Here is a 13,124-nt window from a genome sequence, read left to right on the forward strand (position 1 = left end):
CGCCGTCCGCGCCTTCGGGAGTGGCCGCGTGTGCGCGGACGCGACGGTCCGCATAAAAAAAGCCAGAATCGGGTGATTCTGGCTTTTTTATCGACCACGAAAACGTTTGCGAGCGCCCACGTCATGCGTGGGTGGACAAATCCTGTTTCTCTTCGGGCACTTCGGGCGAGGGCGCGGGAACGGGTTGCGGCGTCATGTAGCGCTCGGCGAGCGCTTCGTATAACGGCGGCGCGAATATGCGCGACACGCGGCTCGAAATGAGCGCGGTGGCCATCAGCGAGATGACGAGCGCGTGGCCGTTGATCATCTCCATCACGATGACGAAGGCGGTGATCGGCGATTGCGTGACGGCGGCGAGGTAGCCCACCATGCCAAGCGCGATGAGCATGGGCAAGGACATCTGCGAGAAGATCAGATGCAGCACGTTGCCGAAACCCGCGCCGATGGACAGCGACGGCGCGAAGATGCCGCCCGGAATGCCGGGCAGGTATGAACCGATCATCGACACCATTTTTGCGAGCGGATAGAGCACGGACAAATGCTCGCGTCCTTCGAGCAAACCGCGCGCTTCCGCGTAACCGCTGCCGAAAGTCGTGCCGCCCGCCGCAAGGCCGACCGCCGCGATGATCAGCCCGCACAGCGCCGCGAACGCCACCGGATGCTCCGTGCGCAAGGTGCGCAGCGGCGCGGGAATCCACTTCGACGTATTGAGCAGCAGCCAGCAGAACACGCCGCCCGCGATGCCGGTGACGAGCGCGGTCACGCCGACTGCGACCGCGAGCAGGTTGGAGAAGTGCGCGCCGACATCGATGGTGCCGAAGTACGTGTAGTTGCCGTTCAGCCCGAGCGCGACGATCCCCGCCATGATGATGCCGGTAATCAGCACGCCGCTCGTGCGCGCCTCGAAGCTGCGCGTGAGTTCCTCGATGGCGAACACGATGCCCGCGAGCGGCGTATTGAAGGCCGCCGACAGACCCGCCGCCGCGCCCGCCAGCACGAGTTGCCGTTCGATCAGCGAATTCGAGCGCGGATAGAAGCGCCGCATGTTGAACATGAGCGCCGCGCCGACTTGCACGGTCGGCCCTTCGCGTCCGATGGTGAGCCCGCCGAGAATCGCGATGAACGACACCGCGATCTTGCCGATGAGAATGCGCAGCGTGAGCAGCCGTCCGCCCGCCGCCGATGTCGGACTATGCAGCACGGCGATCACTTGCGGAATGCCGCTGCCCTCCGCGCCGCGAAAGAACTTGCGCGTGACGAACACGCAGAGCGCGGTGGCCGCAGGCGTAACGATGAGCGGAAGCCACACGTACTGGCTGCGGACATCGAGAAAGATGGTGTAGCCCCAGTCGATCAGCCGTGCGTAATAAACCGCGACGACACCAACCGCGATGGCGCCCAGCCAGAAGATGCCATAGCGGCGCCAGAGACTGCGCGTGCGTCGCGCGGTGAAGACTGACACGGAGCGAAGTGCTCGGATCATCGGCGGCTCGTCGGCAAAGCGCTGATTATAGCGAGCGTCTCGAAATGATCGAAGGCTTCGACGGTCAACGCGCGAATGCGAGGCCCAGAAAAAAGAACAGGCGCGAGGCTTTCGCCAGGCGCCCAAGAAACGCTTCCACACTATGCAGAAGCGGAGAGGAGAAGGTTGCCGCGTGCGTTCGCATCACGGCATCAACCCGTGTGACTGGAGGCTTTGACGAAAGTTCAAACGCGTTGAAATTCTGCTGCGCGCGCCTGGTCAGGCTGTCAGCAATTCGAAGGCAACGACCGCGACGATCGCGCCCACATTCGCGATGACCGCTTCGCAGACAACCCCGCGCCAAGTGGCCGGACGGAACTTCACGGCAAGCAGAAGCGCTGTCAAAAGCGCCAGCGCGACCATGGCGACGAGATGCGAACTCTGTAAGTGAAAACGCATTTTGGCCTCCTGTCCTGCTTCTTGCTAAACGTTTAGCGAGTGTTTGGAAAGCATGCGGCATTCCTTGCCGCGACCCGGTTTTGTCGAGTATAGGCAGTCACAAATTTACTGGAAAGCCGACAAAAAAGTCATATTGCCGTCAGCTTGCCGACTGTCCTCGAGTGTTAAGTTAATTCGACGTTGAAACCGGGAATTTTCTTTCTAAGCTAGGTACAAACCCCGTATGCGCAGGGCCATCCGGCAGCGCGTTCATCGCAGGTTCGCGGAGCATTCGTCACATGACATCCCCGACTACTCGTTCTCTCGAAGTCGACTTCTTTCGGGGCGTCGTGCTGCTCATTATCGCGGTGGACCACATCACGGGAAGCGTGCTGTCGCACTTTACGCTGCATCAATATGCGTTCTGCGACTCCGCCGAAGTGTTCGTTTTCCTTGGAGGTTATGCGTCGGCGGCGGCTTACACGGCGCTTGCGACTCGCCGTAGCGATTCAGCCGCCCGCCGACGCTTTTTCAAACGCAGTCTGGAGATCTACCGCGCGTATCTGTTCACGGCTTTTCTGATGCTGATCGGCGGCGCGTTCATGATGCTGCTCAAGATCGACACGCCGATGCTCCAGTACACCGAATGGCCGAACTTCCTTTCGCGCCCGTTCGGTCTGCTTGGCGATATCGCAATCCTTCGTCAGCAGCCGTATCTTTCCGCCGTGCTGCCCATGTACTCGGTGTTCGCGCTCGCCGTGCCGGTGATCGTTCCGCTCGCGCAGAAGAAGCCCGTCATCGCGATGTTCGGCAGCCTGCTCGTGTGGCTCATGGGCGTGCCGCTGCTGCATGCTTTGCCCGGCACTTATGGCGATGCATGGTCCTTCAACCCGTTCGCATGGCAACTCATGTTCATGACCGGCGTGCTTGCCCGCGTCCAGCCGATCAGCGATGAATTCCACGCCGGCCGCACCGCGCGCTGGCTGACGGCCGGGGCCATCGCGGTTGCGCTGACGTTCGCGTTCTACAAACTGTTCCTCGAAACGCAGGCGCCGCCGGGATTCATGAAGCAGAACTTGGCGACGCTGCGTATCGTGAGTTTCGCGGCGGTGGCGTGGGTCGTCGCGCGGATGGTCTATGCCGGATGGATCGCGAAGCTCGCGAAGAAGCTGCCGGGCGTTGTCACCATCGGGCAGCAGGGGTTGGTGTGCTTTATCGCGGGCGCGTGTATTTCGCTCGTGCTCGATACCGCTTTGCGCGCGATGGGCGTGCAGGGGCTCGGGCGCTATCCGTCGCACTGGGCGCTGGGCCTGATCGCGGATGGCATCGCGATCGGCAGCATGCTCGCCATCGCGCGATTCTGGGCTTACCGCAAGGCGGCGAAAGCGGAGAAGGCTGCGCGCATCGCACCGAAGACGACGCCGCGCGTCACGCTCATCAACGGGCGGCCGGTGCCGGTGCCCGCGTGCAACCGGCAGGACCGTTGATCACGACTCAGAAGGCGCGGATCATTCCAGCGTGATGTTCCGCGTCTCGCGCATGCACAGCACGGCCAGCAGGCTCACGGCCGCCGCCGCCGATACATACCCGCCCACCCACGTCAGCCCGCCGCGATTCGCCAGCAATTGCGCGATGTACGGCGCCACCGACGCGCCTAGAATCCCGCCGAGGTTATAGGCCACGCCCGCGCCGGTATAGCGCACGTTGGTCGGGAACAACTCAGGCAGCAGCGCGCCCATCGGTGCGAACGTCACGCCCATCAAGAACAGTTCGATGGTGAGGAACAGCGCGACCAGCATGGTGTCGCCGCTGCCGAGGAGCGGAGCCATCAAGAAGCCGGACAGAATCGCGAGGATGCAGCCGACGATCAGCACCGGCCTGCGCCCGAACCGATCGCTCGCGATGGCCGAGATCGGCGTGGCAATCGCCATGAACAGCACCGCGAAGCACAGCAGCCCGAGAAACTTCTCGCGCGCGAAATGCAACGTGGCGACGCCATACGACAGCGAGAACACCGTCGAGATATAGAACAGCGTGTAGCAGACGACCATCGCGAATGCGCCGAGCAAGGTCGGCACGAGATAGCTGCCGAGCAGCGTCGCGATGGGCACCTTCACGCGCTCGTGCCGCTCCATGGCCGTGCGGAACGCGGGCGTTTCCGCGATCTTCAGGCGCACGTACAGGCCGAGCGCCACCAGCACCGCGCTCACGATGAACGGCACGCGCCAGCCCCACGCGCGGAATTGCTCGTCGGAAAGCGAGAGCGCCAGCCCGAAGAACAATCCGTTGGATGCCAGAAAGCCGATCGACGGCCCGAGTTGCGGGAACATGCCGAACAACCCGCGCTTGCCCTGCGGCGCGTATTCGGTTGCGAGCAGCGCCGCGCCGCCCCATTCGCCGCCGAGGCCGATGCCCTGACCGAAGCGCAGGACGCACAGCAGAATCGGCGCGAGACTGCCGATGGACGCATAACCCGGCACGAAGCCGATGAGCGTCGTCGACAGACCCATCACCAGCAGCGACGCGACGAGCGTCGATTTGCGCCCGACGCGATCGCCGAAGTGACCGAACAGAAACGAGCCGATCGGCCTTGCAACGAACGCGATGCCGAAGGTCACAAACGCCGAAAGCGCCTGCGCCGCTGGCGAGCTATGCGGAAAGAACACCGGCCCGATGACGAGCGCGGCGGCTGTCGCATACACGTAGAAGTCATAGAACTCGATCGCGGTGCCGATAAAGCTCGCGAAGATCACGCGCGAGGCGCTTTGTGCTCCGTCGCCGGGCTTGGCGGCGGAAAGCGAGGGTGCTGACATGGGTGTCTCCGTATGTCGTTGCTTTGTGTTTTGCTTCTTGTATCGTGTTTCGCCCGATGCGCGCGGAAGTTCGGCGTGGGCAGGCGGCGAAGGCAGCGCCGGAAGGGCATCCGGCCAAGGGTGTCAAAAATTATAACGACCGTGCGCGCGAGCGCAACTAATCGATGGTCGTCGCCTGTTGCGAGTGGAACGTTTGCAACTGGAACTGGCCGTTGTCGTTGAACATCCAGCCTTCGAAGAGTTCGAGTTGACCGCGGCCGTTCAGCAAACGCGATGGCGGTGCGGGCAAAGGCGCCGCGCGACGCAGCGAGGCGAGCGCGGTGGCCTCGGCTTCATCGTCCCCGTTCGTGCGATATACCGATGACTGCACCACGCGCCCGTTGCGATCCACGATGAAGGAAACGAGCACGAAGGAGCGGAGCATCGCCTGAGGCGTGCCCTTGAGCACGAGCGACGGATTGCGCTCGAAGATGCGCTGCGCGATGCGCATCTTGTATTCGTCGAGCGTCTGGCCCGAGGGCGGGAGCGTCGCCATGCGCGCTTCCACGACGCTGGGCGGCGGGGTGATCGTGCAGGCGGATAGCGCGAGGCCGAATGCGAGGATGCTCAGGCGGGCCGTAATGGAAAGCATCGCGGACTTCATATGTTCGGTTGCGATGCCTGAATGGTAGTCGCTGGCATGGTCGTTCGTCGAAAAAGTGTCGAACGGGCGCGCGGCTTGCTGCCGGGCTTACATACCCATTCAGACGTCGAACGAACAGGAGGAAATCATGAACAGCGATCCGAATACTTCGCAGGATGCACAACCGGCTGAGCATAGCGACAACGAAAAGAGCAAGCTGCCGGAGCGTGAGGACGAAGGGCGTAAGCAGGGGCCGAACGATCGTCCGGGGAAGGAAACTGGCGAAGGTGAAACGCCGGTGGGTTGAGGGTTTTATGCCGCGCCGCTTGTTCGTGCAGTGGCGCGGATGCTGAATCGAAAGGAGGATTTCATCATGTCGCGCGACAAACATTCCACCTCCAAGAGCGCGCCTGCGCGTTCGTCGTCGGTGCCCTCAAAGAGCAAAACGAAAACACCCGTTCCTGCGCCGGATGCGGCGAAGGCTGAGCCTGTTCCGCATAAGCGGCCGCCCGTGCGGTCGGATGACAACTGAGGTTGCCTGAGTTTGCCTCAGTCCATGTAGGGCTTGACTAGCTCGGCGCATCGCAGCGGTGCGTTGGTGCGCGTGGTGCCGGCTTCGGCGGCGCGGGTCTCGACGCATCGGAAGACGCTGTTGTTCTTCTGCAGGACGTAGGTGTCTTGCGGAAGGCCGGTGCTGCGCGCGGCGAGGCTGGTGACCGCGGCGATGGTGTAGCCGTTTTGGATCAGGTCGAAGAACGAAGTTTCGACGGCGCGCCATTGAGCGTTGGGTTGGGGCTCGGCTTGGGCGGTGAGCGTTGTGAGTGATAAGGCACCGAACAGGAAGGTCGCGAATAGGCGACGAGGCATTGGCGAGGCTCCTTTTAGGGGGTCATGCGCGGTTAGATGGAGGAGGCGGGGACGGGTTCATTTCGCTGAATCTTCACCGCAGGACGTATCAGTGCGTTGGAGATTCAAATAAGTAGCTAGCGAAGTAGAATCGCCCGCACCTTAGAACTCGATGCGGATAATGATTTAACGCTTCATTTGCTTATTGCATATTCACGGTAGATAGAGCCCATGTGTGACAAATACATAAAAGAACGGAATCGTCTTGAGTCCATCGCGGTTAACGGACGTCGAGTTAGATTCGCCATACATACGAATCTCATACAACGCGCCATCCTTACCTCTGAAACCTTCCGTACTGGTTTCCCATATACAACATGCGCGTCGCAAGCGGCGAACCTTGGCGAAATGAATTAACCAGTTTTCCACTTTCAGAACATCTTTTCCCTCGACTCGATACTTTGCTTCAAGAGAATTTACCCCACCGAATTCTATCGGCTCGCAGGCCACGAATTCCATGTCATTGCGTTGCACTCCGAGGGCTTTAAGAAAGTCAGAGCATACTAAGGGCGGGGAGAGTTTTTTGTCTGGCTGCTCGGGCAACCACTCGCCTGCCCATGCGCTGTTCAAGCCAACGAATAGCATCAGCCCTAAAAGCCATCTCACTTCGTCACCTCTAGATAAGCGACGTAATTCCCTTGCGTGTCTGGAAGACGATGCGAGATGAGAAAGCGATAAATATCATTCCACTGTTCGAGGGCATAGACGGTGACACAGCCTTCTGAGAAATTTCCAAGATGTATATACCGGCTCGAGTTCCGGCCCGATCCCGCCAATTCAATGGGAAACCATACCTGATCGGCAATAATTTCCCCCAACCCATTTCGACTCGCATATTCAACGTAAAACGCCGTGTCTGCGCGCTCATGCGGTGCGTCCGGGACCATGACACGATGTACGCCGGGTGGGATTGGAGTATAGATCCCATTCCAATCGCTATTGAGCGTCACCGAAACAGATTTTCCCTGAACGGTCAGGGTTGCCCATTGCTGATCCAAGTCTTCATTATCGCGAGGCGCGGAACGAGCATGAGACCTCTTTCCATACTTTACGGTAAGCGTTTCCTTGGATAGGGCAGGCGGTGTCTTTGATAAACAGCTTTCGACATTTTTATTGCTCAATCGAGCCGATCGTCCGGCACACGGACCTTCGCTAATTTTGAAATAAGTGTAGTCTTCGTCTGATTTCAATAACAGAACTTTTGTATATTCGCAGATTGGGAATTTTGCGTCCGATGATAACGGAAGGACATAAAGCCAGCGCGATCTGTCTGCAGGCAGCGCTCGAACATATCGAGTCTCGGTGGTCGCGTAGTGCATTTCTTTATCTGAATTATCCGTACGTGGCTTCAACTTGCCGCGACGATTACGCATATAATCAACGTATGAATCAGTCATTTGTTACGCCATCAACTCAATTTCAAATTCAGCGGCAAATTCGGCATAAATACGCGTTGTTTCGCCGGCTTCGTTAGTTATTCCTTCGTAAATTTGCCCGTCTTCCAGGGTAATGCGATAGTGCTGATTTGATAATGGCAAACCTGTTTGATCCTGCAAAATAATCAATCGGTCATAGGGCAAATTCGTATTATGAGGTTGTCCTTCACCAAAAAAATCTTGCGTGATATCCAAACTCGTAGCGCCTCCTTGATCCTCCACACGGGAGATTGATTGCACTTTAGCAATCAATCGAGGCGGCTTTATACATCGACACAGTAGTACGTCACCATCAAGCGCGATTTCTCTCTTGCAGTTTGTGCCTCGGTACGGCCCTCCGGCCTTAGCGATAACGCCAAAGGTTCTACAGGCATTGCAAAAGGCTTTGCCTCCAATAAACGCGACAGGATGCCCCTTGATTGTCGACGGTGCAGCGGTAATGAGCGGTTCGATGTAGCCGCCCGTGTCCGGTTCGTCTCCCACACAAAGCGTATAGCGCAGCATTTACTCACCACCTCTTGAATAATCCTGGCTTAAGTCGTTTGATTCGCTCAGCTTTATTTTCAAAATTTTTGCGTTCCATTCAGTGCCATGAAAATACGGCTCTGGGAGAATAGCCGATGTGACTATCGACTAGCTTTCTATTAGAAGTTGTGAAGAAATTTTACCATTTTCGAAGTCAACAATGTAAATTAGGTTGTTAGCCGTTCGCTTGTATTGGAAAGTTGCCTGATATCGGCGAGCAAAGACAGGGATAAAAACGTCGCAGACATCTTTCGCGCCGCTTGAGCTATTGTTGGGTAATGAACTAATTGCCGGGCCAAAAAAACAAAGCCCCGTAAGCAATTCAGCTTACAGGGCTTTAAATCCTCATATGGCGGAGGCGGTGTCCGCCAAAGAGTGAGTAAAAATAAGGCTTCCAGCCTGATTTATGGATCCTATCCACCATCCCATCCACCATAAAGATGAACGGGTTCTCAACCGCGAGAAGCGGTCATTCTGCCGAATAGTTTGTCCCTAAATCTCGCACAGTTACCCAAGCGGCGTATAAATGGTGTCCGACTGGTAGATGAGATCCATATTTCGCGTTCAGCGTAAACAGGCTGCAGGGCCGCGATTTGGAAAACAGCGTCGTCGTGAACGACGCGCACACCAGCTTGAGCTCGATGCGGTGCCGGATGCGATGCTCACTGTGCCAACGAGATATGGTCGTCCGCTGGTACAGTCGGCACTTCATTCCAGCGTACTTTTCATGCTCTTGCTGTGCCCTCGCACGCCGTTTGAAGAACTTCGAGGACAACCTTCCGAGCCAGTTGTAATCCCGTATCTACGGGACGATCCCGAGTGCTTCGACGTGGCTCAGAAGATAGCGAGAGCGCTCAACGCTGCAGGGTGGAGGATAACCAGCCCCGCGCCAATCCCAGTCTCAAAGTCAAACACCGACCCCAGCTCGATGTCCGTGGATGGTCAGCCTTCCCGCGAGACGATCGTCCAGCGGCGATGACCGATGCCGAATTGCAGGCCACGGAATGCAGGCAATGATGCAAGCGGGCTGAACTCACAGGCCGTTCACGGTTTTGATCTCGGCTGTACTTCGTGGTCTGGATGCAGCTTTTTCGAGCGCAGTTGGTCTGAATGCTTCGAGCACCTACACGCTGTGCATGGTCGTCGCGCCTAGCTGAGTCGAGGGTAACTGAACGGCCACTTCGCGCAATAGCGAATGGCGGCAACGGGCCGAGCTGCGGCCGCCCGCTCTTCAGCCTTTTCGCTGCAAAGCGGTCGATAAATTTGTACTGCCTAGGGGCGGCCGCTCGCGGTGCGTACACCCGACCCACTCCGATCAGACCGCCGTCTTCAAAGCGGTCAGTCAGCCAGATCCAGATTCGCGAAGTGGAGTGCTGATAAGCGGCCGTGGACGACCTCGCGCGATCGGCCACAACCTGCCGTTCAATTAATCACAAGACCGGCTGTTCGAGGCCCCTATGCGTCGGAGACGGTCGGTGAGACTGCTTGCGTCCATGTGCGGAATCGCGATGGTCTCGTGCGGGAACCCGGCTTGATGGGGATTCGATGCTTAGGGATATTGCAGGATGTTGATGATGGTGCCATCGGGATCGCGGATCATCGTCGCGCGCAAGCCATCCTCGGACAGGTGTTTCATCTTCCATTCGAAGCTTGCGCCTTCCCTCTCGAGGTGCCATGTCACGGCTTCGAGGTCGGATGTGCGGAATACGACCGCCTTGACGCCGGTCTTGTCGATATGCGGGCCGGGGACAATATCGGCATCGGAGTTACGAACGGTTGTTGCGCGCGAAAGCAGTTCGATCCGCATGTCGCTCCGTTCGAGTATCTGGAAATGCGCTTGCATGGATTCAATGTAAGTCGAGTATCCGCGGCGAAATCCGAACAAGCGGCCATACCAATCCGCGGAACGATCGATGTCAGTCACGGAAATGGCAACGTTGTCGAATTCGGCGAGTCGCTGTGCCCGGGCATCCGCTCCAATGTCATCTACCATGCGACCTTGCTCCTTTTGAGTCGGATCTTGGCTCCGTACTCGACACTGCCGACGCGTTGCGAGCGCGTGGGGTCTTTGTCACCTTCGCCTTGCTGCTCGATGCCCTGCCGGTGTCCATCGTTTCCGCGCCATTGCGTACCAGTTCGCGAATGCCGGCGGCTGCAAAGCGCACGAGATCGGAGTAGTGAGCTGTCGACTTCTTCGCGCGGTCCCGCGCACCCAAGTGCTTCGCGCGGCCATTGAGCGCGTGCGCCTGTTGCCGCGCCCCGACTGAGAACAAATAGGCCCATACCGCCTGTTCGCGTGCGATACCGGGCAACACCGTATGCAGTGCATCGATGAAACGTTCCGCGATCGGGTCATAATAAGTCTCACGAATGCGCCGTGAACGCTCATCGCTGCCGAGGCTGACGGAAGCGACCAGTTGAACATAGAGTGCAAGGTTCGCAGCTTCGTCACCATTGAAAATGTCCGACAGCGGCGTGAAGGCGATGGTCAGTACGTCTTCGACCGTCACGGTCTGCTCGCTCGCGAACAGGGCGTCCAGGAGCTTGCCGCGATACAGATTGATGGCCGACGAGCGGCGCTCGAAGACGGCCTCGTAGAGCTTGTCCTTTGTCGCGCAGTGATAATGCACGAGCGCTTGGGCCACTCCGGCTTCATCTGCGATGTTGCGCATGCTCGCACCGGCATAGCCGTGTTGGCCGAACACCCGCTCGGCCGCGTTCAGGATCGCCGACAGGCGCGAGCCCGATCCGCGGTCGGACCCCTGAGCCGGACTGGCGGCTTTCGCGGACTTGTCTCGTTGTGCACTCATTTCCGAGGCGACCTCTCCAGGCTATTTGATCGATCAGTCAGTATACCGTGAAGCTGCTTGGCCCGGCAGGACAGAGTCGGGCCCCCCACGTGCCGTCAGCCGAGAAACTCCGGTTCCGGCAGTCCCTTCACGCCGGGCCGCACCGCAAGAACATTGCCGGCGAGCGGTTGCTGCGCCAGTTCCTTTTCGCTCATCCGGCGGCGCGCCGTGGTGATGAACAAGATATCCAGATCTGGGCCGCCGAAGCACAGGCTGCTCACGCGCCGCACCGGCAGATTGACGACCATGTCGATCCGTCCGCGCGGGTCGTAGCGCGTCACGCACCAGCCGTCCATGTTCGCGCTCCAGAAGCAGCCATCGGCATCGACGGTCGATCCGTCGCAGATGCCGCGCCCGAGCGGCACGTCTGCGAACTTCCGGCGGTTATAGATGGCGCCGTCGACCGAATCGTAATCGAACACGTCGATCTGGCAACTGAAGGAGTCGGTCATGTACATCAGCCGGTTGTCCGGGCTGAAGCTGATGCCGTTGATGCAAGTGATGCCCTCCATGATCAGCTTCGGCTGCAGGTCCGGGTCGAGCCGGTACAGGCGCCCGCGCGGCGTATAGGCGGCGGCCTCCACGGTTCCGGACCAGTAGCGGCCGTGCCGGTCGCACTTGCCGTCGTTGAAGCGGTTTTTCGGCCGCTCGGCGTCGGGGCGCGCGATCTCGGTCAGCTCGCCGGATTCGGGCGAGAAGAAATAGAACCCGGAACGCATGCCCACCAGCAGACCGCCTTTGGCGCGCAGTCCGATGCTGCCGATCTCTTCCTGCATCGGCCAGCTTTTCTTGACGCCGTTCGAAGTGTCAAGGCGATGGATGACCTGACCGATACCGTCGACCCACCAGAGCAATTGCGTTTTCTCGTCCCAGATGATCGATTCGCCCAGCACGTCAGGCGTGGAATCGACTACGTCAATAACTGAGCCCACCATGTCGATGGGTCTCGTGATACTGCTGACAGTCATGTTGTCTCCTTGATATTCGGTGTGAATGGCGATGCAGCTGCGAAGCGCCGCCTCAGGCAGCCGTTTCCTTCATGCGGGCGATGCCTTCGAGCGCGAGTCCGTAGCCCAGTACGTCATGCAAGCGCGCCTTCAACTCCTGGTTCAGGCAGGTGCGCGTATAGCGTCTCACGAGACGCGGCTGCTTGAGCATCAGCTGCGCGAGTTCGCGGGCGCGCGGTAGCAGGTCGGCGGTGGGCATGACTTCGTTCACGAGACCCATCTCCTGCGCCTCGCTTGCGCTGATGTTTTGACCCGTGAGCAGGAAGTAATGACCCCGCGCGCGGCCCATCAGCAGCGGCATGATCAGGTGCATGCCGTCGCCGGGCACCATGCCGCCCTGGAAGTGCGCGGTGTCCTGGATGGTTGCCTTATCGGATGCCAGCACGATATCGCCCAGCAAGGGAATCTCCGCATGCCGGACGGCGGGCCCGTTGAGGATGCTGATCACCAGCGCTTCGATATTGAGCAGATTGATGAGCAGATGCTTCGCTTCCCAGTAGATCGGGTCGTAGATCGTCGGCGTCATCGAATTGCGGTTGTGATGCATTCCTGGGGCAATCGCGGGGCCGCTGAAGGAGTCGCCGGTACCGGTCATGATCACCACGTCGTTTTCACGATCGCGGCCCACGTCGAGAAACGCCTGCTCGAACTCGCGATGCGCGGTCAGGTTCCATTCGAGCGGGCCGCCGTGCGTGTGGAAGTGCATTTCCAGCACGCCGTCAGCGCGCGTCATGCGGATGGTCTCGAACTTGTCTGCGTAATCGTTGAATTGGGTCACGGCGGGGTCCTCTGAACGTTGAGATGTGGCGTGGATGCGTGCCGGGCTTGTCGCTGGCGATATTCGAACAGGCTCTTCAGGCGGCAATCCTATCCCTGACTGATCGATCAGTCAACAAGGGAAATGCCGGACGAAAAACATCGTTGACTCAGCGTTGACTCGTCCGCTACTGTGCTGACTGTTCGATCGATCAGTTTTTTGAATATCGATCAGGACGATCCAGCGCCTTTGGGCGCGCCCCGGCAAGAACACACGCCGCCGACATCGAGTGCCGGCAGGACCAGGAGA

At 59.1% G+C, this 13,124-nt stretch carries 14 protein-coding genes; 2 read left to right on the forward strand and 12 right to left on the reverse strand.

All coding sequences use genetic code 11. The annotated features are described in order from the left end of the window. Positions 1–121: 121 nt before the first annotated feature. A complete protein-coding gene (locus tag ACZCWR_RS06385) occupies positions 122–1,483 on the reverse strand; it encodes a chloride channel protein (protein WP_487302869.1) in 1,362 nt (453 codons plus the stop codon). Positions 1,484–1,741: 258 nt separating this feature from the next. Next, on the reverse strand, positions 1,742–1,921 hold the full coding sequence (locus ACZCWR_RS06390) for a hypothetical protein (RefSeq protein WP_487302870.1): 180 nt from the start codon (positions 1,919–1,921) through the stop codon (positions 1,742–1,744). A gap of 278 nt (positions 1,922–2,199) precedes the next feature. Between ACZCWR_RS06390 and ACZCWR_RS06395 the strand changes: the two genes are divergently transcribed. Then, positions 2,200–3,387, forward strand: a complete 1,188-nt coding sequence (locus tag ACZCWR_RS06395) for an OpgC domain-containing protein (protein ID WP_487302871.1) — start codon at positions 2,200–2,202, stop codon at positions 3,385–3,387. Positions 3,388–3,408: 21 nt separating this feature from the next. On the opposite strand, the gene ACZCWR_RS06400 is transcribed toward ACZCWR_RS06395, so the two are convergent. Together ACZCWR_RS06400 and ACZCWR_RS06405 are read right to left on the reverse strand one after the other, a co-directional pair. Further along, positions 3,409–4,713 carry an MFS transporter gene (locus tag ACZCWR_RS06400; RefSeq protein WP_487302872.1) on the reverse strand — a complete coding sequence of 435 codons (1,305 nt, stop codon included), beginning with the start codon at positions 4,711–4,713 and terminating at the stop codon, positions 3,409–3,411. A 157-nt stretch (positions 4,714–4,870) separates the two neighbouring features. Continuing rightward, a complete protein-coding gene (locus ACZCWR_RS06405) occupies positions 4,871–5,344 on the reverse strand; it encodes an energy transducer TonB family protein (RefSeq protein WP_487302873.1) in 474 nt (157 codons plus the stop codon). A gap of 139 nt (positions 5,345–5,483) precedes the next feature. On the opposite strand from ACZCWR_RS06405, the gene ACZCWR_RS06410 reads away from it, so the two are divergent. Further along, positions 5,484–5,642 carry a hypothetical protein gene (locus ACZCWR_RS06410; RefSeq protein WP_487302874.1) on the forward strand — a complete coding sequence of 53 codons (159 nt, stop codon included), beginning with the start codon at positions 5,484–5,486 and terminating at the stop codon, positions 5,640–5,642. Positions 5,643–5,884: 242 nt separating this feature from the next. Here the strand turns inward: ACZCWR_RS06410 and ACZCWR_RS06415 are convergent, their stop codons facing one another. The 8 genes from ACZCWR_RS06415 to ACZCWR_RS06450 form a co-directional block, all read right to left on the reverse strand. After that, positions 5,885–6,202: a hypothetical protein gene (locus ACZCWR_RS06415; protein WP_487302875.1), complete on the reverse strand. Its 318-nt coding sequence runs from the start codon at positions 6,200–6,202 to the stop codon at positions 5,885–5,887. A gap of 192 nt (positions 6,203–6,394) precedes the next feature. After that, positions 6,395–6,826, reverse strand: a complete 432-nt coding sequence (locus ACZCWR_RS06420; protein ID WP_487303267.1) for a DUF4952 domain-containing protein — start codon at positions 6,824–6,826, stop codon at positions 6,395–6,397. Between the two features lie 17 nt (positions 6,827–6,843). Further along, positions 6,844–7,638: a hypothetical protein gene (locus ACZCWR_RS06425; protein WP_487302876.1), complete on the reverse strand. Its 795-nt coding sequence runs from the start codon at positions 7,636–7,638 to the stop codon at positions 6,844–6,846. Between the two features lie 3 nt (positions 7,639–7,641). Then, positions 7,642–8,181: a PAAR domain-containing protein gene (locus ACZCWR_RS06430; protein ID WP_487302877.1), complete on the reverse strand. Its 540-nt coding sequence runs from the start codon at positions 8,179–8,181 to the stop codon at positions 7,642–7,644. A gap of 1,570 nt (positions 8,182–9,751) precedes the next feature. After that, positions 9,752–10,195 (reverse strand): VOC family protein, encoded by a 444-nt coding sequence (locus ACZCWR_RS06435; RefSeq protein WP_459908917.1) that lies wholly within the window; start codon positions 10,193–10,195, stop codon positions 9,752–9,754. After that, the gene (locus ACZCWR_RS06440; protein ID WP_459908915.1) at positions 10,185–11,012 is read right to left on the reverse strand and encodes a TetR/AcrR family transcriptional regulator; all 828 of its coding nucleotides are present in this window, start codon (positions 11,010–11,012) and stop codon (positions 10,185–10,187) included. Before ACZCWR_RS06440 ends, ACZCWR_RS06435 begins: the two co-directional genes overlap by 11 nt. A 95-nt stretch (positions 11,013–11,107) precedes the next feature. Beyond that, positions 11,108–11,944, reverse strand: a complete 837-nt coding sequence (locus ACZCWR_RS06445) for an SMP-30/gluconolactonase/LRE family protein (RefSeq protein WP_487302878.1) — start codon at positions 11,942–11,944, stop codon at positions 11,108–11,110. Positions 11,945–12,071: 127 nt separating this feature from the next. Next, entirely contained in the window at positions 12,072–12,836 is a 765-nt protein-coding gene (locus tag ACZCWR_RS06450) for an enoyl-CoA hydratase/isomerase family protein (RefSeq protein ID WP_487302879.1), read from the reverse strand. Positions 12,837–13,124 lie beyond the last annotated feature (288 nt).

It is taken from the genome of Caballeronia sp. A2-2, from assembly GCF_057612605.2.